Genomic DNA, 25,206 nt, shown 5'->3' on the forward strand with positions numbered 1-25,206 from the left:
TACATCAAGGATAAAAAATGCTCACGTGATATCCGGCAGCTTTGATGTCGGATAACTCAAAATACAATTTAACGGATTGTTCGCTAGAAGGGGAAAAACCTTTAGGCAGGTCGTTTTTATTGTTCAGGTAATCGGATGGTACAAATACTTTGCGCAGAACGGGCTTGTCTTTTGCATCGTTCAGCACCAGCTCTAGCATTGGCCATTCTTGCGTGAGCGACCCTTTGTTTTGCAATTGTACGGCCAGAGTAAAAACATTTCTGGCGGCAGACAGCGCTTGCAGCTCATTTGATTCAATCGAAATCTGATCGATCTGTGCGGGCAGGCTGATCTGGCATTTTAGTAATTTGCAGCCCTCGATTAATGTAGGTTTTGTCTGCGGCAACCAAGCCGCGATCTGATTGCGAGCGCTGTAACTGACCAGGCCTGTTAGTGACAACAGCATAAGCAGGGATAAAACGATCATCGCAATACGGATCCAGCGACGGCGTCCTTTGTTTTTTTCTGCGGCGATGACAAAGCCTGGTAATTCTGCCTCATGCTCCGGCTGTTGTTCTTGCTGTGATAACTCATCGGTAATCGAGTCGGATTTGCCGCTGGTATCAAAGTCTAAGCCGTCATGCAAATGCTGCTCCGGCTCGCCGGAATAGACCTCCTCGTCCTGAGGATCATGCGCATTGTCACCGGCAGTTGGGCCGGAATTATCTAAATGCGGTTCTTGTCTGTTATCTGATTCTGTTGCCTCGCCGGATGCCTCTGTAGCTGACCATGAAGGCTCATCCATTAAAGCAATACGTGTCTCCAGCTCAACTTGATTGATTTTTTCATCATCGAGCGTGTCATCCGCTGACACGATATGTTGAGCACTCGCTGATGGTGCGTCAAGATCTTCGACACCCATATCAAAATCAAGATCGTCAATGCTTGATGGGGCTTCGCTATTCGCATCCGTAGTTGCCACGATTGCCGGAGAATGCGCTTCAGCCTTATCGACAAGCGCCTCCGGAGAGGTTACTTCCAAGGCTTCAACACTTGCCGTATGGCTCGGTTCTTCTTGCGGCATTGCCTCCGATGCTTGCTCCGCAATTGCCGGCGCTGCAATCTCAGTAGGTGCTGGCGCAATGACGTCGGGAGTTGGCGTTGGATTGGCCGCGATCTGATTAGTCGAAGTGGTCGAAGTGGTTGAAATGACCGGAGTAACAGTGGGGTGTGGGGCGGACGGAGTCGCCGGGGGAGTAGCTGCGGTAGGTGCCAGCAAATGCTCAATGCCGTTAAAAGTTTGCTGGCACGAACCGCAACGCACAAGACCACCATGCAGCTTCAACTGATCATTGGCAACCCGGAAGGTTGTATGGCAGTGAGGGCATTGAGTGGCTAGTGCCATGCTTGTGCGTCCTTAGACTGAACGGCGACCGGACAAGGCTACCCAGCCTTCGTGCTCTGCCCAGACGGTGAGTTGAATAAATGGCGCATAGGCTGCAGCAACTTCTTCAGCCTGCCGGGCTAAGACGCCAGATAAAATCAGCGCGCCGCCTTCAGCAACGCGACCTGCCAGCATCGGTGCCATAACTTTGAGCGGGCTGGATAGAATATTGGCGACAACGACGTCAAACTGTACGCCGATCGGATGTGAGGCCGCAAAAGTCTCTGGCAGCGCATACGTGATGTCGCAATGATTGCGTTCTGCATTGAATTGCGCTGACTCTATCGCTTGCGGATCAATATCGACACCGACCACAGCGCGTGCATCGAGTTTTTTCGCAACCATCGCGAGAATGCCAGAGCCGCAACCGTAATCTAATACGGACAAATCTTTCGGTGCGTGGGCTTCCAGCCATTCCATGCAGAGACGGGTAGTAGGGTGGCTGCCAGTACCAAAGGCTAGTCCAGGATCTAACTCAAGCACGAGTGCATCAGGATCTGGAATGTCATGCCAGCTTGGTACGACCCAAATGTTTTTACCGATATGAATAGGGTCGAACTGGGATTGCGTCAGTCGCACCCAGTCTTGTTCTTCGACGGTACGGGTTGTATGGGCTGGAATAGTCGGCAGGCCGACTTCAGTCGATGCTGCGGTCAGGATAGCGACGGGATCTGCGTCTTCTGCGATCAGCGCAACGACGCGGCTGTGATCCCATGCGGCTTCTTCCGGCTCCATGCCAGGCTCGCCGAATAAAGGTCTTTCTGCATCGGTACCTTCATCAGCATCTTCAACAGAAACGGACAACGCACCTGCCTCCATCAATGCATCTGACAGACTTTCCGCATGATCGCGCGCTACTTCGATGACAATTTCTATCCAACCCATTTTTATATCCTTGTTTACTACATCAGGACGCAGCAGACCAATAGATCTGCTGCGTCCTGATTTACTTATAGTTCGAAAATCCGGAAGCCGGATCTAAGATTTATTTTTCTTTGCCAGATCAGGCATTTCTGCCAGCTTGTGCTCTAAATAATGAATATTGGTGCCGCCTTCAATGAATCGCGCATCGACCATCAGCTCACGATGCAAAGGAATATTGGTCTGTATTCCCTCTACTACCATTTCGGACAACGCAATCTGCATGCGACGAATCGCCTGTTCGCGGGTCGTGCCGTAAGAGATTACCTTGCCGATCATGGAATCATAATTTGGCGGAACAAAATAGCCAGCATAAGCATGTGAGTCTACCCGAATGCCAGGGCCGCCAGGTGCGTGCCAGGATGTGATACGTCCTGGTGATGGTATGAACTTGAACGGATCTTCTGCATTGATACGGCATTCGATAGAATGACCTTTCAGTTCGATATCGCTCTGGCGTACCCGTAGTTTTTCACCAAACGCGATACGGATCTGCTCCTGCACAATATCGATACCGGTGATCATTTCGGTTACCGGATGTTCAACCTGAACGCGGGTATTCATTTCGATGAAATAGAACTCGCCGTTTTCGTACAGGAATTCAAATGTACCTGCACCGCGATAACCGATCTTGCGGCAAGCTGCAGCGCAACGGTCGCCGATTTTTTCGATGATCTTACGCGGGATACCAGGTGCCGGTGCTTCTTCAATGACCTTCTGGTGACGACGTTGCATAGAGCAATCGCGCTCGCCTAACCAGACGGCACTGCCGTGCTGATCCGCCAGGATCTGGATTTCCACATGACGCGGATTCTCCAGAAACTTCTCCATATACACTTCAGGATTGCCAAATGCAGCGCCAGCCTCTGTTTTGGTCATGGTGACCGCGTTGAGCAACGCTGCCTCAGTGTGGACCACGCGCATGCCACGCCCGCCACCGCCGCCAGCCGCCTTGATAATGACCGGATAGCCGACTTTACGTGCCGTTTGCACGATGACTTTAGGATCGTCAGGAAGTGCGCCTTCGGACCCCGGTACGCAAGGTACGCCTGCTTTGATCATGGCGTGTTTGGCAGATACCTTGTCGCCCATCAGGCGGATAGACTCTGCACGCGGGCCGATGAAGACAAAACCGGATTGCTCTACGCGCTCTGCGAAATCGGCATTTTCAGACAAAAAGCCATAGCCTGGATGAATCGCTTGTGCGTCAGTCACTTCAGCGGCGCTGATAATTGCCGGCATACTGAGGTAACTTAAATTCGAGGGTGCCGGGCCGATACAGACGGACTCATCAGCCAGCTTGACGTATTTTGCTTCACGGTCTGCTTCAGAGTGAACGACCACGGTTTTGATGCCCATTTCACGGCAGGCGCGCTGGATACGTAGCGCGATTTCCCCCCGGTTGGCGATTAGAATTTTTTCAAACATGATATAAATTTTGCAGTAACCTTGCTTGCAGCGTTGCAGGCAGTATGCTCACTTGGGTACAAAATTCAGCGAGTACGCAATGTGGAATACTGAGTTTAGCCGTTTTGATATCTTGGCCTATCTTAAAACGATGTCCAGGCTAGAGTCTTGAATTAGCCAACGATAAACAAAGGCTGGCCGTATTCGACTGGCTGACCGTTTTCTACCAAAATCTGTTTGATGGTGCCGCTGAAATCACTTTCGATTTCGTTCAACAGTTTCATCGCTTCAATAATGCACAGGGTATCGCCAGCGTTGACGTTTTTGCCGATATCGACGAATGGTGCGGAGCCTGGAGCGGAAGAGCGGTAGAACGTGCCTACCATAGGAGATTTGACGATGTTACCTTCGGGTACAACCGGAGCTGCCGGAGCGCTGGCAGCGGCGACCGGTGCTGCTGCCATTGGTGCTGCTTGTTGCATGTGCTGAGGTTGCATCATCACGACTTGATTTTGCGGAACGGCAGAGGTTTTAACAATCCTGACTTTACCTTCGCCTTCAGTGACTTCAAGTTCGGCAATATCGGACTCGGCAACGAGATCAATCAAAGTCTTGAGTTTTCTTAAATCCATGTGAAATCCCCTGGTGAAGATGCGTCTGAACTCAAAAATTAGTTCAGCAAGCGTTATTGGAATGCACGCAATTATATGCTATATCAAAGCCAATGTATGTAAATTGCGTGAAGATGCAAGAATTTAAAGATTTTTTAAACTAAAGTCAATCGCTAATCGATAGCCTTCAGTGCCAAGGCCGCAAATCACGCCTTTGGCTATTTCGGAAAGAAAAGAGTGATGCCGGAAGTGTTCTCTTTGATGCACATTGGAAATATGTACCTCAATAAAAGGAATCGCAACTCCGGCAAGTGCGTCACGCAAAGCAACGCTGGTGTGCGTCAAACCGCCCGGATTAATGATGATGGCGTCAATCTGTTCTGTACGCGCAGCATGTATCCTGTCAATCAGGGCGCCTTCGTGATTACTTTGGAAACAGATCAGGCTTGCTCCGGCTTGCTGCGCCTGGTTTTGTGCGGCATTTTCCAGCTCGGCCAGTGTCGTTGCGCCATAGACTTTCGGCTCACGGATGCCTAGCAAATTCAGATTCGGACCATTCAGCAGCAGCAGTTTGCTTGCCATATTATCAATTCTGTTTCACGAAGATAGCCGCATTTTGCCGCTATTTGTAGTGGATTGGCAAGGAAAACTATTTGGCTGCTTTAGTCAGTTTACTTATATCGGCCCGCAATTCATCCATTTTCAGACGACCGAGATATTGTTTTGCCACCGAGCCATCCGGGGCGATCAGTACGGTAAACGGTAATCCTCCTGCCTGATTGCCCAATTGGCGAGATAACTCGGTACCTTCCATGCCAGCGGCGAATAAGGGGTAGGTAATCTGATATTTTTTTGCGAAGTCAGCGATATTGGTGGGGCTGTCAATGCCCAAGCCCAGAAGCTGAACGTTGGCGCTGGCCAAGTCTTTTTGTAATGCGGACAGTTCTGGCATTTCCTGAACGCAAGGTCCGCACCAGGTTGCCCAGAAATTAACCAATAAAAACTTCCCTTGCCATTGTGCGAGTTTCTGGATTTGTCCCTTGCTGTCAGGCAAGGATAGTGCGAGCAATTGCGCCACGCTGGCGTTTTTGGGGGCTGAAGGCGCCAGCTGTTTGTTGGCGGCGACTACGCCAAATGTGATTGATGCAATCGCGACCAAAACGGCGGCGAAGAAAAAACGTTTATTCATTCCTGACTTTCTGAAATTAATGCCGCCACTGCGGCCATGCCTGCGCGCTCATTTCGACCTCCGGCGCGCAAATCATCATGATTGTAAAGCGCCAGATGCACTCCCTCTTGCTGATACATAAAACTTAAGGTCTCAACCGGCTCATGCCGCTTGCTTGAGGTATTCTCGGTTACTTCAAAACGAATATCTTGATTCAGCAAAAAAATGGCGACATCTTTGCCATTGTCGGTAAATAAATGCAAATAGATGTCGGAATGATCACCTGCGGTGCCATTCATGACGGCGCCGACCAGATATGGATTGAACCTCTCCAGTAGTTGCATTACATCCAGAGCAATTTCGCGCAATTCCAGCAAGCGCTGTGGTTGGGTGTCGCCAAAAAAGATGGCATTGTATTCACGTACTTCCTGCTCAATCTGCTGATTGTCGGGTATGACATCGCCACGAACTTTTTGATTGCCTAGCAATTGTTTGGCAGCGCGGCGCTTGGCGGAGCCATAATCTGCGCCATCTTCAGCAATCATGCGAGCCGCCAGCGCAGCGATTTCGGCGCGCAGGGATTCGGCTTCTCTAGGAGTACTTATCATCATGTCGGCATGATAAACCAAAAGGAGAAATCCCGGATTAAAGCTGGATTAAAGCTAAGGTAAAGCCGGATTTACTCTCAAAATAAGGTCAGGCAATTTGCCAGCCAGGTAAACGTTGTCGCTGCGCTTGCAATTTGGCAATGAACGTGCGGATCAAAAAACAATGGGATTGAATGGAGTTCCTACTATTTCAGCAGTGCCTCCGTACAGATGGGCGGGTTGATGGAAAAGCTGGGTTAAAGGCATCTCTCAGGTAGAATTGCGGGATTCTGAAATTTGCGCGCAGCTAGCTCGTTTGACTAAATAATTATGCACATTCACATATTAGGTATTTGCGGTACGTTCATGGGTGGTCTGGCCGTGTTGGCGAAACAGGCGGGGCACAAAGTGACGGGGTGTGATGCGAATGTGTATCCGCCGATGAGCACGCAGCTGGAGTCGCAAGGAATTACATTGACGGAAGGTTTTGGTGTTGAACAGATTGCCATTGAACCTGATCTATATGTGATCGGTAATGTCGTCACCCGCGGCAATCCCTTAATGGAAGAAATCCTGAATCGTGGCTTGCCTTATATCTCCGGTCCTCAATGGATGGGCGAACATATCCTGCGGGATAAATGGGTTTTGGCTGTCGCGGGCACTCATGGCAAGACGACGACCTCGGCGATGCTGGCGTGGATACTGGAGTCTGCCGGTTATGCGCCGGGTTTTTTGATCGGTGGCGTGCCCTTGAATTTCGGTATTTCCGCGCGTCTGTCTGGTCAGGCATTAAATCAGGCGGCATCCGATTTTTTTGTCATTGAGGCTGATGAATACGATACCGCTTTCTTTGATAAGCGCAGCAAGTTTGTGCATTACCACGCCAAGACCGCAATTCTGAATAATCTCGAATACGATCATGCCGATATTTTTCCCGATATCACCGCGATTGAAACGCAGTTCCATCATCTCGTGCGCACGGTACCCGGCATTGGTTGTCTGATCGTGAACGGGCAGGAAGGTTCGTTGCAGCGCGTATTGGAGCGCGGTTGCTGGAGTAGTAAAGAATTTTTCGGCGTGGATCCCACTGCGGATATACACAGTGATGCGCAGCAAGGCTGGTCATTGATCTTAAAAGACGGCGAAGATTTCGACGTTCTCTATCATGGCGAATTTCAGGGTACGGTACAGTGGCAATTGAATGGCGCGCACAATCGCCTGAATGCACTGGCTGCGATTGCGGCGGCCCGCCATGTCGGCGTCACGCCGGCGATTGCTATTGAGGCTCTGGGACAGTTTGTCAATGTGAAGCGTCGCATGGAGGTTCGCGGTGTTACAAATGGCATCACCGTCGTTGACGATTTTGCGCATCATCCGACAGCGATTGCGACCACGGTTGCGGGTTTGCGGCGTAAAGTCGGTGCGGCACGCATTCTGGCAGTACTGGAGCCGCGCTCCAACACCATGAAGCTCGGCACCATGAAACAAGCTTTGCCAGGCAGTCTGGCAGCGGCGGATCTGGTTTTTGCTTATGGCGCACCTGCCACAGGTAAAACTGTCCTGGGCTGGGACCTGGCCGAAGCCTTGCAGCCGCTTGGCGACAAGGCGAGTGCTCATCATGATCTGAGTGAGCTGGTCGCAGACATTGTCAGCAAAGCGCAGCCAGGTGATCATATTCTGGTCATGAGCAATGGTGGTTTTGGCGGCATTCATCAAAAATTGCTGGATGCCTTGGGCAAGGTTGCACAAGCATGATTTTGTACCTGCACGGTTTTCGCTCATCGCCACAATCCTTTAAAGCCCGCATGATGGCGGAGCATATGCAGCGCCTTGGCCGTGCTGATGATTATGTTTGTCCGCAGCTATCGGCCTCGCCTTTGCTAGCAATCCAGCAAGCCGAGCAGATTCTTGCCGCTTATCTCCCCAGCGAGATCACTATCATCGGGTCCTCCCTGGGGGGATTTTATGCAACCTGGTTGGCGGAGCGTTATGGCTGCAAAGCGGTACTGTTAAATCCTGCCGTCAAGCCGCCGCGTGATCTGGAGAAATACGTCGGCGTCACGACGGCTTATCACAGTGACGAGATATTTGAGTTTAAAGCGGAGTATGTGCCGGAGTTACGTGCCTGCGAAGTAGTGGCCATTACTCAGCCCGAACGCTACTTGTTGCTGGCAGCGACGGGAGATGAGGTGCTGGACTGGCGCGAGATGGTCGCGCATTATCCCGGCGCTCAACAGATTGTAATTCAGGGCAGTGATCATGGTATGGCGGATTTTGTTGATTATATCGATCAGGTAATAGTGTTTTGCGATGAAAAAGCATGACGCAAAACATGAAGCAGAGTATGAGCCAAGGCATGAAGCACAAAGCCGCGGCACATCAGCATGCGGATAAAGGTACTCCTCGCATGTCGCTGATCGTGACGCCAGCTCATGCGCGCTGGTTTGCCAATGTGAACGGCGTACAGGCCTCGCCTCTGATGGCGGACTGGCTGTCCAACCGCGGTTCGCTGACTGCGCGTCTGGTAGCGCGTTGCGGCCAGTTTCGCGTTCAGCGCCTGTACCAGCGCCGTGCCCTGTGTCTGCCTGATGAGGCTGAGCAGATCGGTTTGCCTGTGGTTCGTAAAGTGCATGAGCGAGAGGTGATCTTGCGCTGTGACGGGCAAGCGATGGTCTATGCGCATACGGTGGTGCCGTTGACGGCGAGTGCTACGCAATGGCCTTTATTCCGCTCTCTCGGTGAGCGTTCTCTAGGGACAACCTTGTTTAACGATCCGCTGGTGGCGCGTGGTGATCTGATGTACGCACGTTTGCGCCCGTCGCATCCCCTGATGCGCAGGATTGCCGCTATTGAAGAGTTAGCCGGACTGACGCAGGGCGTATTTAGCTTGCTGGCACGACGATCGGTGTTTCGTCGTAAAGGCAGTAGCTTGCTGGTAACGGAGGTGTTCCTACCAGCGATTATAGACTTGAAATTAAAGCATACTGGTGGGGAGCATATTTAAACCACGACGTATCGATTACGGACTGGGCTTAAATTGGGCGATACTCCCCCCTTTTTGCAATAAATTGATTATAGATTGACAGCGTGTCGAAGCAGTGTACTGCTCATGCATCGACGTCAGATCTGTATTGGATAAACAATAGCCGGGCGACCGGCGCATCAAAGAAGTATTGCATGAACTTATTTTTTGAAGAATCAGGTGATTTCAAGGCGGGCAGTGTCTTGTCGCAGGCGGGTGAGGCGTATCAGGTTGAGCTGGCGAGCGGCAAGCGTAGCAAAGTCAAGGCGAAGGATGTGCTGTTGCAGTTCGGTTCTCCCGATCCTGCCACATTGATGACTCAGGCAAAAACATTGGCGGCCGAGATTGACCTGGCGTTTTTATGGGAAGTCGCGGGCGAGGATGAATTTGGTTTTGCTGAATTGGGTGCCGAATATTTTGGACACGCACCGACGCCCGACGAGGCAGCTGGACTGATTCTAGCGTTGCATAGCTCACCGGTTTACTTCTATAAAAAGGGCCGTGGCCGCTACAAAAAAGCACCGGAAGCCTCCTTGAAGGCAGCTCTGGCAGGGATAGAAAAGAAGAAGCAGCAGTTGATCGTACAGGCGACGTATGTTGAGGAATTGAAGCAGCATCGCCTGCCTGCCGCCTTTACATCACTGGCGCTGCAACTATTATTCAAGCCTGATAAAAACAGCATTGAATATAAAGCCATGGCCGAAGCCTGCGATGCCTTGCAAACTTCGCCAGCGCGCTTGATGCTGGCATGCGGCGGACTGACGAGTGCGAAAGACCTGCACTTTTCTAAATTTCTGTTTGAGAGTTTTCCTAGGGGCGTGGGGTTTCCTGCAGCGCCTATTCCTGCTTTGCCGACGGATTTGCCAGTGGCAGATGTGCAGGCTTTTTCGATTGATGACGTAACCACGACCGAGATTGATGATGCGTTCTCCGTCGTTGAGTTAGGCAGCGACCAGATACGCGTCGGTATTCATATTGCGGCGCCGGCGCTGGGTATACAGCGCGGTGATGCGCTCGATGCCATTGCGCGTTCCCGTATGTCCACTGTGTATATGCCAGGCGACAAGATCACGATGTTGCCCGATGCGCTGGTCGAGACTTATACGCTCGGCGAAGGCCAGACACGTCCGGCGCTGTCGTTATATGTGACGCTCAACACAACAGACTGGTCTGTCGTCAGCACCGAAACCAAGGTCGAAGCAATACCGATGGCATCGAATCTGCGTCATAACGATCTCGATGCACTGGTGACCGAGGACAATCTCGCAAATAATGGCGGCGAGTATCCGCACAAAGCTGAGATCGCCAGAATCTGGCAATGGGCGCTGGTGCTTGAGCAGGGTCGCATGGCGAAGCGCGAAGGTTTCGGACTTAAGCCAGAGCAAACCAACCGCGTCGATTTCAACTTTTATGTTGAGAATGATGTTGTCTCCATCGTTCGCCGCAAACGTGGTGCGCCGCTGGATAAGATGGTTGCCGAGCTGATGATTTTTGCGAACAGTACCTGGGGCAAATTCATGGCCGATCACGGTATCCCCGGCATCTATCGTGCGCAGGGTGGCGGGTCTGGTGGCTGGGCCGCCAAGATGCAAGTGCGTATGGTCACCCATGCCGCGCCACATCAGGGGCTGGGCGTCGATCAATATGCATGGAGTACTTCGCCATTGCGTCGCTATACCGATCTGGTGAATCAGTGGCAAATCATCGCCTGCGTACAAAATGGCGTAACCGCACCGCTGGTCGCGCCGTTTAAACCCAAAGACGCCGACCTGTTCGCAATCGTATCCGGTTTTGACGCTGCGTATTCCGCCTATGGCGACTTCCAGTCCACCATGGAAAGATACTGGTGCCTGCGCTGGTTGCAACAAGAAGAGGCACGTCAGGTTGAGGCCGTAGTGCTCAAGGATGAAGTGCTGCGCCTGGTCGATATTCCCCTGATCATCCGTTTGCCGGGCATGCCGCAAATGGCGCGCGGCGCACAGGTCAAACTCGACATCCTGCGCTGGGACGAGGTAGATCTCAGTGTCGAAGCGCGTATTCTGGAAATGTTATCCAGCGTGACCGAAGAGGGCTTAGGTGATGTCGAAGACGACGCTGCGGATGGCGAGATTGCCGCCGTGGCCGATGATATGGCTGATCAGTCTAGCGAAGCTGGCGAATTGACCGTTACGGAAGAAAGTAACGGCGCTACAATGTCAGGCGAAGTTGATGCGATCGACTCATTGACCGTGTCGCAGCAGGCCGAGCATCACGTCAATCCGGCGCAGCCAGAAAACTGAACATAGTCCGCAGGAATAGTCGATGACTTCTGATCGCCGCCTTACATTAAAAAAACGACGAAACTATTTGTGAAATCCATTTTTGATAATCTGATTCTGTCCACTGCCATCTTGATCTCCCTGGTCTTGCACGGGACGATTTTGTTATTACACTTTGTTTCTCCCCGACCTGCTGAGGCTGTTGCTGCGGATCCCGGTCTGGAAGTTATTTTAGTCAATGCTAAGCATGATAAAAAACCTTTAAAAGCAGAAGCATTAGCTCAGGCCGATCTCGATGGCGGTGGTGCGAGCGATGCGGGGCGCGCCAAGTCACCGCTACCGGATATGCGCAAGACCGAAAACGGCGACAGCATTATGACGGCGAAGCGCAAAGTCGAAGAGTTGGAAGAACGACAAAAAAAATTGATGGACCAGGTCGATTTGAAAACACCGTTCAGATCTACTAAAACCAGTGACAGCAATAAATCAGAAGACAGCAAACAAAGTAGCGATGGCCGGGATAATGTGGACAGCAATCAGGCGCTGGCCAGAATGGCTGCGGAGATTTCACAGACCATAGAAGATCAGAACAAACGTCCGCGTAAAACCTTTATTACACCGAGTACGCAAGCAGTTGGCTATGCCATGTATTACAAGGCCCTGCAGAAAAAAGTTGAGGACATCGGTACGCTGAATTTTCCTCAAAAAGACGGCAAGAAGCTGTACGGTGAATTGATTATCTATATTCCGATTTTTCAGGACGGCACCATCTACGAAAAAGATGGCGGACCAAAGGTAGAAAAATCATCGGGTAACCGCGCACTGGATGCGGCTGCTTTGCGCATCGTGCGGCGGGCGGCGCCGTTTGGCAAGTTCCCGGCGAATATGCGCTCGAATGATAAAGATGATCTCTGGGTCGTCATTACCCGCTTCAAATTCACCCGTGATCAACAACTTGAAACCGAGTTGCGCGGAGGCCCCAATTGAGTACCCTGAATGGAACCGCAACAGCTGACCGTTACGTTGTCATCGGCAATCCGATCGCGCATAGCAAGTCGCCGGCGATACATGCGCACTTTTCCTTATTGACGGCGCAGCTAATCGATTATCAACGATTGCTGGCTCCTTTGGATGGGTTTGCACAGACGGTCTTGTCCTTTCGTGACTCTGGCGGTAAAGGGGCGAACGTCACTGTCCCTTTTAAGCTTGAGGCTTTTGCGCTTGCCACACAATTGACACCGCGTGCGCAAGCTGCCGGTGCGGTCAATACGCTGAAGTTTGAGGGTGCTGTCATTCTTGGCGACAACACGGATGGTCAGGGATTGGTTGCCGATATCGTACGTAATGCGCGTGTGACGCTTCAGGGAAAGCGCGTATTACTGCTCGGCGCTGGCGGCGCCGCGCGTGGTGCGCTCCTGCCTCTACTGGAACAGCAACCTGCACAGCTGGTGATTGCCAATCGTACCGTTGCGCGAGCTGAAGAGTTGGTCTTGCTGGCGCATCAATATGAACCGCTTGCAGGAATCGCCTCTATTGTCACCAGCAGCGCGTTCAGTGATGTAAACGGTGAATTTGATATCGTCATCAACGCTACCTCCGCAAGTTTGCACGACGATGTGCCGCCGGTTTCTTCAGGCATTTTTACTGCAAATACGCTGGCTTACGACATGATGTACGGAGCAGCGCCGACAGCGTTCTTGCGCTTTGCCGCTAGCCATGAGGCACAGATCCGTGACGGCCTTGGAATGCTAGTTGAACAGGCGGCAGTCGCCTTTGCGCTATGGCGTGGTGTATTGCCTGAGACGGCGTCCGTGCTGGCAGAGTTGCGCAGCGCGTTGATGGCTGCGGCGAGGTCGTCATGAAGCGTTTTTTCTTGTGGCTGATTCTGTTGCCGATACTTTTATTCATTATGCTGCAGGCGTATTTTTTGCTGCAAATTTGCTGGTGGGTACAATTCAATCCCTCGTCTACCAGCTTCATGCGTCAGCAATTAAGCGTACTGCAAGAAAAAAATCCAGACGCCAGGCTCCAGCATAAATGGGTACCGTATAACAAAATTTCGAACAACCTGAAGCGCGCTGTGATTGCTTCCGAAGACGATAGTTTTGTCGATCATGACGGTGTCGATTGGGAAGCCATGCAAAAAGCCTACGAAAAAAATCAAAAGAAGGGCAAAGTAGTGTCCGGTGGTTCGACGATTACACAGCAGTTGGCGAAGAATTTGTTTTTGTCTGGACAACGTAGTTATCTGCGCAAAGGGCAGGAATTGATCGTGACGTACATGCTGGAGCTGTGCATGGATAAAGAACGGATTTTGGAAATTTATCTGAACGTTGTTGAATGGGGTGTCGGTGTGTTTGGTGCCGAGGCTGCATCTCAGCACTACTACGGCATCAGTGCCGCTGCGCTGGGACCTGCACAAGCGGCACGGCTTGCCGTGATGCTGCCTAAGCCGCGCTATTTCGATAAAAATACCGGATCGGCGTATTTACAAAGACGCAGTGAAATGATTTTGAAACGTATGAATTCTGCGGAGTTGCCATGAGCTTGCAGAAGCAATCCGGTGCAATTAGTTTGCTGATGACGTCGATTGTGATGATGGTCGTGACGTCGTTAGCACTCGCCTTCTTTTATTTTATGCGTTATGGCGAATTGCCTTTTCACGACGCGCTCCTGCGCTGGACAAAATCCGGTGATGCGATCTCCGCCGGTATCAAGGACGCGGCTAATTTACATAATCCTATAGGGCAGACGATCACCGCAGATTCAGAAGTGCGCCGTTGTACGATCAAGGGAAAAGTCGTGTTCTCCAATACTGACTGTCTCGATACAAATACAACGACACGCACAGTCAAGCTGATCGATAACAAGGGCTTTGAACCGCCTAAAGCGCCCGTGTCCAGCGGTGAAAATCAGGCCAGTGGTGTTGCTGATTTACGTGAACAACTGATTAATAAGCAAGCTCGCTGATGTCGATGCCCTTGTCATCTTGTTTGAAATTGTAAGATGAACAGGTTTACAATCCAGCCATCCGTTTTCGCCGGAATCCATCCATGATTAATGTTTTCGTTTTACACAATGGCCGCCTCAGCCAGATCAATGTAGAGAACCGCGAAGATCTGGAGAATACGTTGCCGATCTGGGTCGATCTGACCGATCCGAATGAAGAAGAGCGCGAATGGGTCAAGAGTATTTATGGCGTGACCTTGCCCGGCGAGGACGAGGTCAAAGATATTGAAGCCTCAGCCCGTTACTACGAAGCGGATAATGGCGACCTGCATTTGCGCACAGATTTTCTGATTGATGATGACGACGAGCCAGCCCGTACCGTCACAGTCGCTTTCATTCTTGCCCGCGATATCCTGTTCTCTGTTCATACTCTCGATTTGCCGGTATTCCGACTAGTGCGTATGCGCGCCCGTTCCCGGCCTGGTTCGATCAACGATTACAAAGATGTCTTACTGGATTTGTACGCAACGGATGCCGAGTATTCTGCTGATGCGCTGGAGGGAATTTACCAGAATCTCGAAGAGGTAAGCCGGGCAGTATTGCAAAAGAATTTCTCTGATCAGGATGCGGCGGCCGCCTTGAATGCGATTGCGCAAGAGGAAGATCTTAACGGCCGGATTCGCCGCAATATGATGGATACGCGCCGGGCTGTGAGTTTTTTGATGCGGGGGCGTCTGCTGAACGCCGACCAGTTTGAAGAGGCGCGGCAGATCTTGCGCGACATTGAATCACTTGATGGTCACACCTCCTTTTTGTTCGATAAGATTAACTTCCTGATGGATGCGACCGTCGGTTTTATTAATATCAATCAGAATAAAATTATCAAGATTTTTTCTGTGGCCTCGGTCGCATTTTTACCGCCGACGCTGATCGCCAGTATTTACGGTATGAACTTTAAAATTTTGCCGGAGTTGCAATGGGATTGGGGATATCCGTTTGCACTGGTATTGATGCTAGCTTCTGCTATCGCCCCGTTTCTGTATTTCCGTCGCCGTGGCTGGTTGAAATAGATCATTTTTTTCATGCCACCAATGATTAGAGTGCGTCATTGCTAATACAGCTCGTACGCAAAAAATCATTTCTGAAAACTGAATCCGCAATGCTGGTGCGCCTTCTGGCCTGAAATGCCTCTGAAAGCCGCACCCAACGTACGGATTCGAGACTAGACAATGCTAACAATCCTTTAATCGATATTTCATAGAAGCCCTTACTCCTGCCCCTCTGCTACTCCGGCCTTTCCTCTGTGTCTCCGTGTCTCTGTGTGTCTGTGGTGAGAGGTCTTGGTTTTGGCGTCGGTCCTATCGATAGGATTTTTAATTTGAGGGTTTTTAGAACTTCCCGCATGGATTTTCGGAATTTCATGGCGGATGAATTCATTTACCCTAGTACCGTCGCAACATCGAGTTATTGCTTTGCTCCGGACGGAAATTAAACACACAAAACTAGAGTAGCTTCACGCCTGACCCGGTTGCTCCGGTCAGCCCGAGCGTGGCGAGGGCATTGAACTCTTCTTCAGATACGACCGCTTCTGCAATGACCTGTGTGCCTATGCGGCTCATGATATTCGTCATGCCTTTGATGAACACTTGGTTGCTCTCGTTGCTATCGATACTGCGTATAAAACTGCCATCAATCTTGAGATAATCCAGTTTGATGTCATGGATTAAATTCATCTTGCTGAGCTGATGTCCTGCGTGTTTGAAACCGATCTTGCAACCAAATGGCCGCACCATTTGCTCAAAAATTTTGAAGGCGTCGAGTTGGGCGAACACGCCGTTCTCAGGTATCTCCAGCCATAGGCGATGACAGAGATCGGTATAGGTTTCCATCAACCTGCGCAGCTCTTCCCTGAATCTCGCATCACGTATAGAAAAGGCCGATAGATTAATCGCCAGCCCCGGTAATTCAGGTTGCTGACCCAAGGTAACGAGGCCCAGCGAAACCGCACTGAGATCGAGTTGTGCGGATAAACCTAGTCGTTCTGCGATCGGGATAAAGCGGCCAGCCGCAAACCAGCTACCGTCAAACATCAGACGCAACGCGGTCTCTTGATGCAGCAAGCGGTGAGTGAAATCAGTGACAGGAAACACCGCGAGTTTGATGCGATTTTGCTGCAAAGCCTGCTGTATCAGATTAGTCCACTCGTCTTTGCTTTTTGGGGCCTGTGCAATGCCGAGTGGCACTGCGCGACGGGCATCGCTTTGGCTACTCATTTCAGCGCTGGCAATCGCCGTATCGACTTGAGAGAGCAGGTCGCCTGCAGTCATGCCATAGTTAAATTCACCATAGCCGATACAGGCTTTGCATGGATGATCGCCCGCTTGCTCTAGTGTGTATTTCACCAGGTCGAGCAGCGTTTTTGCTACGGGTTCTGCGTCGGCATGACGACACAAAACAGCAAAGTCCGATCCGTTCAACCTAGCAGCGAAGCCTTCTTCTAATGCCAGAATATGTTGCTGCAAGGCCTGGCCGATATCTTTGAGCAGTGCATCCGTTTTTTCACGCCCCCATTGCTGATTCAGTTGAGCGAAATGTGTCAGATGGAGCATCACCAGCGTGCCGGTTGCGGCATTTTCTTCCTCGGTCATGACTTGTAGCTGCGCCATGAAATGCGTGCGGTTTGCCAGACCGGTGATCGCATCGGTATTCGCTTCGCGGCGCAAGTGGTCGAGTCTGGTGGCCTCTTCAGCGAACATGGATTTTAATAAATTGACGGACGCATTCATCGCAACCGATAGTTGTTTTAACTCGGGTACCTGTGACTCGGGGGTCGTCACAAAGCGTCGCTCTGACAAGGCGTTTGCTTGTGCAATGACGGAATCTAATGGTTGCTTCAGACGGCGTAATACCCGTGTGCCCAGATAGCCGGAAATTAATCCAGCCAGACCAATCGCTCCCAGCATATTGCAGGTGGAGTCCCATAATGCCTGATACGCAAAACCACTTTGCGATACCAGAGAAATCGTACCGACTTGTTTCCAACCATCGCTGATTTGCGCTTGGCCCGGGATAGAGCGGATCGGGAACAGGCGAATAAACCACTGCGGTATTTGGGTTTTTTCAGCCGCAGTCACGCGCTCGACCATTTTTTTACCATCAGGGTTAATGATGCTGATACTCTCGTAATGCCCGCGATCAAAGAGTGCCGCCACCATTAATTCGAGATCTACAGGATCGGCACTTTTCTGACTGATCGACAGGGCAAGAACGCTGGCATTATCGGCGTTTTTCATCCTGAGCTGTTCATTCAGATATGCTCGCGAACTGAGTGTCGACGCTAGCAAACTGCCTATCGATGCGAGCAGCGTGCTGAGAATAATGGCAAGCCAGAGTTGGCGATACATAGACATAATGCGTTTCCTTTAAAAACCTTCGCGTCGTGCACGTTCTAACAAGTCCTGCCACCTCGATAGACGGCTGGTACCGCCGGCACCCGCTACGGCATTGGCCGCAGCACCGGAGAAAATTCCCTGACTATTGAAGCTGAATATCGGTGTTAAGTCTTTACGTTGTGATGCCGGATGAATCTCGGTATTTAAATTATCCAGTACCAGAGGCTCACCGTCCGTAGAGGGCGATGGGTAGTACGCCAGTATCATATGCGCTTGCTGGGTACTGCCGCCAGTACCGTCGGTATTGTCAATCCGCGCTTTGACATAGATGAGGCGTAATTGATTATCCGGAACATTCATGCTGCGTAAAGTAAAGTATTTCGCAATGACGAAATCTTCACAATCGCCTTTACCCTTGGCCAGCGTTTCCATCGGCGTTGCCCAATAATCAGGAACGCCCCAGACTTCCTGATCTTCTGCGTAGCTTATTTTTTGATTAAAAAAATCGTTGACGGTTTGAAGCTTGATGGTGATTGATGTGGTGGCATTCGCCTGCACTAATTTTTGCCACTCATTCAGTGCTTGCTGAGTACCGCCCAGCGCCCGGATACTGGCTTGTAAGCGCGGAAAGTCAAAGGCACTGACCGTCAGCAGCATGCATGAAGCTGACACACAGAATGCCAGCTTACTTAGCTTACTCAACACAGGCAATTGACGAGAGCGCGATGACAAATTAAGTGTCCGTGGGTATCACATCAAGAGACAAAAAAATGAGGACTGCACCAGGCTACTCTGTACTTTGTCTCGACGACGGCAGACAGGCTGAGCTGATGCAGCGTGGGCTACTGTAGCATTAATTCAATTGAGCAAAGGCGTGTCGGGCAGCGTCTATCGTTGCGGCAATGACGGCATCATCATGCTGGGCGGAGACAAATCCCGCTTCAAATGCAGAAGGAGCCAGATAGACGCCGGCATCGAGCATGAGATGGAAGAAACGATTAAATTTTTCCTTGTCGCTTGCCATCACGCTTGCATAACTGTCCGGGATGGAGTTGGCAAAATACAGACCAAACATGCCGCCTTGAGAATCGGCGCAAAACGAGATGTTGGCCTCTCTGGCGACAGCGCTCAAGCCTTCAACCAATTTCGTGGTTTGCGCCGATAAATTTTCGTAGAAGCCAGGCTCTTGTACGAGCTTCAGTGTCGACATGCCTGCCGCTACAGCAACCGGGTTGCCGGACAAAGTGCCTGCCTGATAGACACCACCTAAAGGCGCCATGTGCTGCATCAGTTCTGCGCGTCCGCCGAACGCTGCTACGGGCAAGCCGCCCCCGATCACTTTGCCCAGCGCAGTGATATCGGCCTGAATTCCGTACAAGGCTTGCGCGCCGCCAAGGCCGACTCGGAAGCCGCACATGACTTCATCAAAAATCAAGACACTACCGTAGTCCGTACACAAACGACGCATTGTCTGAAGAAATTCTGGCGTCGCTTTGATCAGATTCATGTTGCCGGCAACGGGCTCGACAATCACGCAGGCAATGTCTTTGCCATAGGCTTTGAACGCATCTTCCAGTTGTTGCGGGTTGTTATAGTCCAGCACCAATGTGTGTTTAGTGAAATCTTCCGGAACGCCTGCCGAGGTCGGATTGCCAAATGTGAGTAAACCACTGCCGGCCTTAACCAGAAGGGAGTCTGCATGACCGTGATAGCAGCCTTCGAATTTGATAATCTTGTCACGTTTGGTTGCCCCGCGCGCCAGTCGCAATGCGCTCATTGTTGCTTCCGTGCCGCTGGAGACCAGACGAACTTGTTCAATGGACGGAACCAGACGGCAGATTTCTTCTGCCATCAGAATTTCACCTTCAGTTGGTGCACCAAAACTCAGGCCGCGCGTAGCGGCTTCTTGAACTGCTTTGACGACGACAGGGTGAGCGTGTCCGACAATTGCTGGTCCCCATGAGCCAATATAGTCGATATAGCGCTTGTCTTCTGCGTCCCAGAAATAAGGGCCTTCAGCACGGGTGATAAAGCGAGGTGTTCCGCCTACAGAGCGGAATGCGCGCACGGGTGAATTAACGCCGCCTGGTGTCGTTTTTTGTGCCCGGGAAAACAGGCTGTCGTTTTTATTTATCATGGTGATGCAGTGTCAGGTAGGTAATGATGAAAAGATCAAAAAAGAATGTGCATCCACGGAGACGGTTATGTCTTGCGATGCGTTAAAAACGAGAATCAGTCAAATCAGGCTCAATAAAGTCAGACTCAATATTATTCTGGTTCTTTCGCCCAGAAATAACGATCAGGGATAAGCTTGCCCATACCCAGACGTTGTGCGTGACCAATTGCCGCGACGGTGAATTCTTGTGCTTCAAGTACCGCTTCCGGAATTTCTAGACCGTTGGCCAGCAGGGCAGCAATACTGGCGGATAAGGTGGTGCCGCCACCGGCATGTGAGCCGCTGACTCTTTGCCAGTGATCGTTGCGCACCACGCCAGATTCGTCGAATAAAATATTAGCTACTTCTACGGTGCTGGTTGGCGTGCCTGTAACCAGAACGTATTCACAACCAGATTCAATCAGGGTAGCCACATCTGCCAGCATTTCTTCTTCAGCGCTGGCAAGACTCTGGGCACCGGTTTCTCGCCAGGTCTCTGCCAGTCTGGATAATTCAACGGCGGAGATCAGCAATAAGCTGGCTTGCGGAATGAGGAGCTCGCGGATGGCCAGCAACAGATCCTCTGCTTCCGGTACTTCCGGCATGCCGGAATTAAATGGATCCAGTATCAGCGGCATATCCGGATAATCGGAGACGATTTCGGCAATTGCGGTGACTGTTTCTACGCTCGCTATTTGTCCGACCTTGAACGCGACGACAGGCATATCTTCGAGGACGGTACGGGCTTGATCTGTGACCAGATCGGTTTCCATCGGATAGATGTCATCGATTTGTGAGGTGTCACCGACAAGGATGGCAGTAATGACCGGCAGGCCGTGACAACCCATTGCGGCAAAAGAGGCCAGATCTGCCTGCACGCCGATTGCGGCAACCGGATCGGAGGCCCCAAAGGTCAAAATAAGTGGAGAAATTTGGTTTTGCACGTTTGGTAGATTAATATAGTCGACTTTGTAGAGGTTATTGCTCAATATTCCGGCGGTGTTTTCAATTCAGGCACCAATATCAGTGCTAAAAAGTGCATGCTTAAGACTAGCGGAAATGTTTTGCGACAATCTCGGTATTTTACTTGATTGAAGGGTTTTGGTCGTGAGTGATAAAGAATCAGCAACTACAGAATTGAAGTCATGGATGTGCCTGATTTGTGGTTGGGTCTATGATGAGCAGCAAGGTTTGCCAGATGAGGGTATTGCGCCAGGAACTCGCTGGGAAGATGTGCCGATGAACTGGACTTGTCCAGAATGTGGCGCCCGCAAAGAAGATTTCGAGATGGTCGCATTCTGATTTGATTGTTTAAAAAATAATTTTTAAAGTGGTTTGGTGTTGCGTGTTGTACTCGAATGTTTATTCTGGGAAAAAATCATCGCAAGTTTGTCATTTTTTGTTACAGTGTCAGATGATTTTAACCCCAGTATCTTAGAGATAATCTTATGTCAACGTTGACAGGCAATGAAAGCTTGAAAATTATGGTGATCGACGACAGCAGCACGATCCGTCGGTCAGCAGAGATTTTTTTGGGGCAGGTGGGTTACAAGGTGGTTTTGGCAGAAGATGGCTTTGATGCTTTAGCTAAAATTAACGACTCTCATCCTGATTTGATTTTTTGCGATATCTTGATGCCAAGGCTGGATGGGTATCAGACTTGCGCATTAATCAAAAAAAGTGCCAAATTTCGTGATACGCCAGTGATCATGTTGTCTTCCAAAGACGGCTTATTTGATCGTGCGCGCGGTGCGATGGTAGGATCAGATGAATATCTGACTAAGCCTTTTACAAAAGACAGTTTGCTCAAAACGGTGCGTAATTACACATCCGGCACGCCATTCAAATGATTTAACCGTATTAAATGTTGAGGTAAAAAATGGCTATACAGAAAATTTTGGTAGTGGATGACTCTCCGACCGAGCGTTATTTTTTAACGGATATCCTCGTTAAAAATGGTTTTTCAGTATCAACTGCTGAAAATGGCGAAGAGGCACTGACAAAAATCAAGGCCGATAAGCCACAATTGATTTTGATGGATGTGGTCATGCCTGGTCAGAATGGATTTCAGATCACACGTGCGATTGCCCGTGATCCTGAAACACAGGATGTTCCTGTGATTATCTGTACCAGCAAGAACCAGGAGACTGACCGTATCTGGGGATTGCGTCAAGGTGCGCGTGACTACCTCGTCAAGCCAATTGACCCGCAGGAATTATTAGCAAAGATAGCCGCACTCGGCTGATTGTTTTCGTTCGATAACCTTTCCGGACCATTATGGACCAAACTTCTCGCGATAAACCAGCGACAAGCCTAGACAGAACCAGACCAGATGCTGGTCTGCGCCGTACCCGTTTGCGGGAATTTCAGGCGCAGCTGGTTGAGCGTATGCAGGCAGCCCAAAGTGGCGCGCGCGTTAGCGCAAGTCAACTAGGCGTGATGATTGGACAGGTAAGGTATTTGCTTGATTTGCAGGAGTCCGGTGAGATCGTCTCTGCCGGTTCTATGACTAGAGTCCCTCTGACCAAAGACTGGTATGTTGGCTTGTCAAACATACGGGGAAGTTTGACCAGCGTTGTCGACCTTGCTCGTTTTGAGGGGCGCGATGTGACTAATCTGGATCATAGCTGCCGTGTCGTTGCATTTGCCCCTAGCTTGGCATTTAACAGTGGCTTGCTCGTTACTCAGGTGTTGGGTTTGAGGAACGTAGCAGAAATGGAAGAGCAAGTGAATCCGGAAGGGGAAAACCAACCCGACCAGAAACCTTGGATCGTTAAGAAATATCGTGATCGTGATGCAAACATCTGGACGCAGCTGAGTTTGGCTACGTTGGTGCAAGATCAGGATTTTTTACATATTGGTTTGTAATTCGTCAGTTGAATTATTACATTGGCTGACAGCTTCTCAATCGTTTAGGAGACCTAGTAATGGCATTTAAACTACCGTCCTTGTCCAAGAAAAAACAAGACCAAGAGCTTGACTTAGCAGAATCAAGCGCCCGGGAGTTCAATAATGCTGCCGATTCGATTGAAGAGGCTAGTAACGTGAAGATGCTCCCGGAAGACGCTCATGGTGAAGCAAAGCCTGAGCTAGTAGAAGTCGTCGCAGAGCGCACACATGTACCGCGTGCTGATGCGACCTTCATTGGTGATGCGCTGGAAAAAGGCGGAGATATTCGCCTCCCGCTGATTGGTCATTTGCCGTTGCAAAGACAGATCCGCTTATTGCTGATCCTGATGGTGGGTTCATTGCTGGCGGTTGCTCTGTTCGTTTATCTGAACTCTGCCCAGTCAACTTTGATTTCTACGCAGGCGCAGATTGCCGGTGAGGTGCTGATGCACTCCCAGCGTATTGGTAAAGCGGCACCGAATGCGATTCAGGGTAATCCGGCAGCGTTTAAACAGCTCGATGAAAGCCGTCGCGAGATCAACAGCGATCTAAACGTTCTGTTGAATGGTTTATCTTATCAAGGCCGTGAATTGAAAAAGCCAGATTCTTCTGTTGAGCCTATCCTGGCTGACACTAAGAAGGCCTGGAATAACTCTGACAAAGCGTCCGACACAATTTTGAAATTGCGTAAAGAGTTGACGGGTTTCGGTCAGACGCTGCAAAAACTGAATGGTATGTCCGGCGGTCTGTTGGAACTGACTGAACAAATTTCGACCTTAAAAGTGCAGGGCGGTGGTAATTCCCGTGAAATTTCAGCATCAGGTCAGCTGGTGATGTTGACTCAGCGTCTGGCTCGTAGCGCGAATGAATTCCTGACATCTGAAGGTGTTAATCCTGAAACGGCATTCTTGTTGGGTAAAGATACAAACACGTTCCGTGATCTAGTTGACGGCTTCCTCAATGGTAGCGATGTATTGCGTCTGACGCCGACGAAAGATGCTGCAACACGTGAAAAATTACTCGAATTGCAAAAAGCGTTTGCTGAATACCAGACTTCCGTTTCCAGCATTCTCGGTAATCTGCAAAACTTTATTGCAGCGAAACAATCCGAACAATTGGTGTTTAACGAAAACGAAGATTTGAAGCAAAAAATTACCAAGCTTCAAAAAACGTACACTGCTCAGCAAGATACGATCAGTATTTCATTCTGGCTGATGTTGTTAAGCGCTGTATTGGCGCTGGTTTCAGCTGCAGGTATCGCTCTGGTTCTGTTGCAGGATAGCCGTAACCGCGCTAAAGAGGCGAATGAACGTCGTGTAGAGGCCGATGCGCAGATGTTGCAAGCGCAGAAGCAGGAAGAAGAAGCGAAAGCTGCGAACGATCAGAATCAGGCTGCGATTTTGCGTCTGATGAATGAATTGCAGGAAGTGGCGGATGGTGACTTGACGATTCAGGCAACGGTGTCCGAAGACATTACTGGTGCGATTGCCGACTCGGTTAATTACACGGTGGAAGAGTTGCGCGGGCTGGTAGGTCGTGTTACGTCAACGGCGGCGCAGGTTACTTCTGCATCCAATCAGGCGCAAAGTATTTCTAATGATTTGCTGGAAGCATCACAACAGCAGTCTCGTGAAATCTCTGACGCGGGTCAGATTGTTGTGACCATGGCACAGGATATTACCGACGTTTCCCGCTCTGCGAACGAATCGGCCGAGGTTGCGCGTCAGTCGGTTGCTGCGGCAGAACAAGGTTCCCACGCGGTGGAAAACGCGATCAAAGGTATGAACGAGATTCGCGAACAAATCCAGGAAACATCTAAGCGTATTAAGCGTCTCGGTGAGTCCTCTCAAGAGATTGGCGAGATCACTGAACTGATTTCTGACATTACCGAACAGACCAACGTCTTGGCGTTGAATGCGGCGATTCAGGCAGCGTCAGCGGGTGAAGCAGGTCGAGGCTTCTCCGTGGTTGCGGAAGAGGTTCAGCGCCTTGCGGAACGTTCAGCTGAAGCGACCAAGCAGATTGGTGCGCTGGTTCGTACGATTCAAACAGATACGCACGATGCGGTTGCCGCGATGGAAAAATCCACGCAGGGTGTGGTTGAGGGAGCAAAACTTTCTGATGCTGCTGGTACCGCGTTGTCTGAAATCCGTAGCGTTTCGAACCGTCTCGCGGAACTGATTCAAGGCATCTCTCTCGCTACCGAGCAGCAGGCAACTTCTGCTAACGGCGTTGCTCAGAATATTCAACATATTTTGACGATTACTGAGCAAACTCAGACCGGTACACAACAAACTGCGCATTCCATTAGTGAATTGTCGATGTTGGCTGAAGAACTTAGAAACTCCGTATCTCGTTTCCGGGTTGCTGCTTAATTTTCAGCTACTGGCTGCGTATTGTTCGTAGCCAGATCATAAATGCATG

The 25,206-nt window shown here is 50.5% G+C and carries 25 protein-coding genes; 14 read left to right on the forward strand and 11 right to left on the reverse strand.

Annotated features, from left to right (window positions below; genetic code table 11):
* Nucleotides 1-4 precede the first annotated feature (4 nt).
* The 7 genes from ACO0K3_RS12500 to ACO0K3_RS12530 form a co-directional block, all read right to left on the reverse strand.
* On the reverse strand, nt 5-1,384 hold the full coding sequence (locus ACO0K3_RS12500) for a DUF3426 domain-containing protein (protein ID WP_422985041.1): 1,380 nt from the start codon (nt 1,382-1,384) through the stop codon (nt 5-7).
* A gap of 12 nt (nt 1,385-1,396) precedes the next feature.
* Nucleotides 1,397-2,308: a 50S ribosomal protein L11 methyltransferase gene (gene prmA / locus ACO0K3_RS12505; RefSeq protein WP_422985043.1), complete on the reverse strand. Its 912-nt coding sequence runs from the start codon at nt 2,306-2,308 to the stop codon at nt 1,397-1,399.
* 93 nt (nt 2,309-2,401) lie between these two features.
* Nucleotides 2,402-3,772 carry an acetyl-CoA carboxylase biotin carboxylase subunit gene (gene accC, locus ACO0K3_RS12510; RefSeq protein WP_422960301.1) on the reverse strand — a complete coding sequence of 457 codons (1,371 nt, stop codon included), beginning with the start codon at nt 3,770-3,772 and terminating at the stop codon, nt 2,402-2,404.
* Nucleotides 3,773-3,924: 152 nt separating this feature from the next.
* Nucleotides 3,925-4,383, reverse strand: coding sequence for an acetyl-CoA carboxylase biotin carboxyl carrier protein (accB, locus tag ACO0K3_RS12515; protein ID WP_422985045.1), 459 nt, complete (start codon nt 4,381-4,383; stop codon nt 3,925-3,927).
* A gap of 123 nt (nt 4,384-4,506) precedes the next feature.
* Complete coding sequence (aroQ, locus tag ACO0K3_RS12520) at nt 4,507-4,944, reverse strand: type II 3-dehydroquinate dehydratase (RefSeq protein WP_422985047.1); 438 nt, start codon at nt 4,942-4,944, stop codon at nt 4,507-4,509.
* Between the two features lie 67 nt (nt 4,945-5,011).
* Nucleotides 5,012-5,551 (reverse strand): TlpA family protein disulfide reductase, encoded by a 540-nt coding sequence (locus ACO0K3_RS12525; RefSeq protein ID WP_422985049.1) that lies wholly within the window; start codon nt 5,549-5,551, stop codon nt 5,012-5,014.
* Entirely contained in the window at nt 5,548-6,141 is a 594-nt protein-coding gene (locus ACO0K3_RS12530; RefSeq protein WP_422985051.1) for a hypothetical protein, read from the reverse strand. The genes ACO0K3_RS12525 and ACO0K3_RS12530 overlap by 4 nt, the downstream gene beginning before the upstream one ends.
* A 306-nt stretch (nt 6,142-6,447) precedes the next feature.
* On the opposite strand from ACO0K3_RS12530, the gene mpl reads away from it, so the two are divergent.
* The 9 genes from mpl (at nt 6,448) to corA (ending at nt 15,416) form a co-directional block, all read left to right on the forward strand.
* Nucleotides 6,448-7,872 carry a UDP-N-acetylmuramate:L-alanyl-gamma-D-glutamyl-meso-diaminopimelate ligase gene (gene mpl, locus ACO0K3_RS12535; protein ID WP_422985053.1) on the forward strand — a complete coding sequence of 475 codons (1,425 nt, stop codon included), beginning with the start codon at nt 6,448-6,450 and terminating at the stop codon, nt 7,870-7,872.
* A complete protein-coding gene (locus ACO0K3_RS12540) occupies nt 7,869-8,441 on the forward strand; it encodes a YqiA/YcfP family alpha/beta fold hydrolase (RefSeq protein WP_422985055.1) in 573 nt (190 codons plus the stop codon). Before mpl ends, ACO0K3_RS12540 begins: the two co-directional genes overlap by 4 nt.
* A gap of 32 nt (nt 8,442-8,473) precedes the next feature.
* Nucleotides 8,474-9,121: a chorismate--pyruvate lyase family protein gene (locus ACO0K3_RS12545; protein WP_422985057.1), complete on the forward strand. Its 648-nt coding sequence runs from the start codon at nt 8,474-8,476 to the stop codon at nt 9,119-9,121.
* A gap of 173 nt (nt 9,122-9,294) precedes the next feature.
* Nucleotides 9,295-11,418 (forward strand): ribonuclease catalytic domain-containing protein, encoded by a 2,124-nt coding sequence (locus ACO0K3_RS12550; protein WP_422985059.1) that lies wholly within the window; start codon nt 9,295-9,297, stop codon nt 11,416-11,418.
* A gap of 69 nt (nt 11,419-11,487) precedes the next feature.
* Nucleotides 11,488-12,384 carry a TonB family protein gene (locus ACO0K3_RS12555; protein WP_422960309.1) on the forward strand — a complete coding sequence of 299 codons (897 nt, stop codon included), beginning with the start codon at nt 11,488-11,490 and terminating at the stop codon, nt 12,382-12,384.
* Complete coding sequence (gene aroE, locus ACO0K3_RS12560; protein WP_422985061.1) at nt 12,381-13,259, forward strand: shikimate dehydrogenase; 879 nt, start codon at nt 12,381-12,383, stop codon at nt 13,257-13,259. Before ACO0K3_RS12555 ends, aroE begins: the two co-directional genes overlap by 4 nt.
* Nucleotides 13,256-13,942, forward strand: coding sequence for a monofunctional biosynthetic peptidoglycan transglycosylase (gene mtgA, locus ACO0K3_RS12565; RefSeq protein WP_422985063.1), 687 nt, complete (start codon nt 13,256-13,258; stop codon nt 13,940-13,942). The genes aroE and mtgA overlap by 4 nt, the downstream gene beginning before the upstream one ends.
* The gene (locus ACO0K3_RS12570) at nt 13,939-14,367 is read left to right on the forward strand and encodes a hypothetical protein (RefSeq protein ID WP_422985065.1); all 429 of its coding nucleotides are present in this window, start codon (nt 13,939-13,941) and stop codon (nt 14,365-14,367) included. Before mtgA ends, ACO0K3_RS12570 begins: the two co-directional genes overlap by 4 nt.
* A gap of 83 nt (nt 14,368-14,450) precedes the next feature.
* A complete protein-coding gene (gene corA, locus ACO0K3_RS12575) occupies nt 14,451-15,416 on the forward strand; it encodes a magnesium/cobalt transporter CorA (protein WP_422960313.1) in 966 nt (321 codons plus the stop codon).
* A gap of 432 nt (nt 15,417-15,848) precedes the next feature.
* Here corA and ACO0K3_RS12580 read toward each other — a convergent pair whose 3' ends face one another.
* The 4 genes from ACO0K3_RS12580 to thiD form a co-directional block, all read right to left on the reverse strand.
* A complete protein-coding gene (locus ACO0K3_RS12580) occupies nt 15,849-17,756 on the reverse strand; it encodes a bifunctional diguanylate cyclase/phosphodiesterase (RefSeq protein ID WP_422985067.1) in 1,908 nt (635 codons plus the stop codon).
* Between the two features lie 12 nt (nt 17,757-17,768).
* The gene (locus ACO0K3_RS12585; RefSeq protein ID WP_422985069.1) at nt 17,769-18,470 is read right to left on the reverse strand and encodes a transglutaminase-like cysteine peptidase; all 702 of its coding nucleotides are present in this window, start codon (nt 18,468-18,470) and stop codon (nt 17,769-17,771) included.
* A gap of 121 nt (nt 18,471-18,591) precedes the next feature.
* Nucleotides 18,592-19,875 carry a glutamate-1-semialdehyde 2,1-aminomutase gene (hemL, locus tag ACO0K3_RS12590; protein ID WP_422985071.1) on the reverse strand — a complete coding sequence of 428 codons (1,284 nt, stop codon included), beginning with the start codon at nt 19,873-19,875 and terminating at the stop codon, nt 18,592-18,594.
* 131 nt (nt 19,876-20,006) lie between these two features.
* Nucleotides 20,007-20,837, reverse strand: coding sequence for a bifunctional hydroxymethylpyrimidine kinase/phosphomethylpyrimidine kinase (gene thiD / locus ACO0K3_RS12595; protein WP_422985073.1), 831 nt, complete (start codon nt 20,835-20,837; stop codon nt 20,007-20,009).
* Nucleotides 20,838-21,042: 205 nt separating this feature from the next.
* Here thiD and ACO0K3_RS12600 point away from each other — a divergent pair, with 205 nt between their 5' ends.
* The 5 genes from ACO0K3_RS12600 to ACO0K3_RS12620 all read left to right on the forward strand — a co-directional run bounded on the left by ACO0K3_RS12600 (nt 21,043) and on the right by ACO0K3_RS12620 (nt 25,157).
* Entirely contained in the window at nt 21,043-21,195 is a 153-nt protein-coding gene (locus ACO0K3_RS12600; protein WP_262837817.1) for a rubredoxin, read from the forward strand.
* 146 nt (nt 21,196-21,341) lie between these two features.
* The gene (locus ACO0K3_RS12605) at nt 21,342-21,743 is read left to right on the forward strand and encodes a response regulator (protein ID WP_422985075.1); all 402 of its coding nucleotides are present in this window, start codon (nt 21,342-21,344) and stop codon (nt 21,741-21,743) included.
* A gap of 29 nt (nt 21,744-21,772) precedes the next feature.
* Nucleotides 21,773-22,138, forward strand: a complete 366-nt coding sequence (locus tag ACO0K3_RS12610) for a response regulator transcription factor (RefSeq protein WP_262837714.1) — start codon at nt 21,773-21,775, stop codon at nt 22,136-22,138.
* A 32-nt stretch (nt 22,139-22,170) separates the two neighbouring features.
* On the forward strand, nt 22,171-22,761 hold the full coding sequence (locus ACO0K3_RS12615) for a chemotaxis protein CheW (protein ID WP_422960318.1): 591 nt from the start codon (nt 22,171-22,173) through the stop codon (nt 22,759-22,761).
* A gap of 59 nt (nt 22,762-22,820) precedes the next feature.
* Nucleotides 22,821-25,157, forward strand: coding sequence for a methyl-accepting chemotaxis protein (locus tag ACO0K3_RS12620; RefSeq protein WP_422985077.1), 2,337 nt, complete (start codon nt 22,821-22,823; stop codon nt 25,155-25,157).
* The last annotated feature ends 49 nt before the right edge of the window (nt 25,158-25,206 follow it).

This window comes from Undibacterium sp. Rencai35W (assembly GCF_049340185.1).
Lineage (GTDB): Bacteria > Pseudomonadota > Gammaproteobacteria > Burkholderiales > Burkholderiaceae_D > Undibacterium.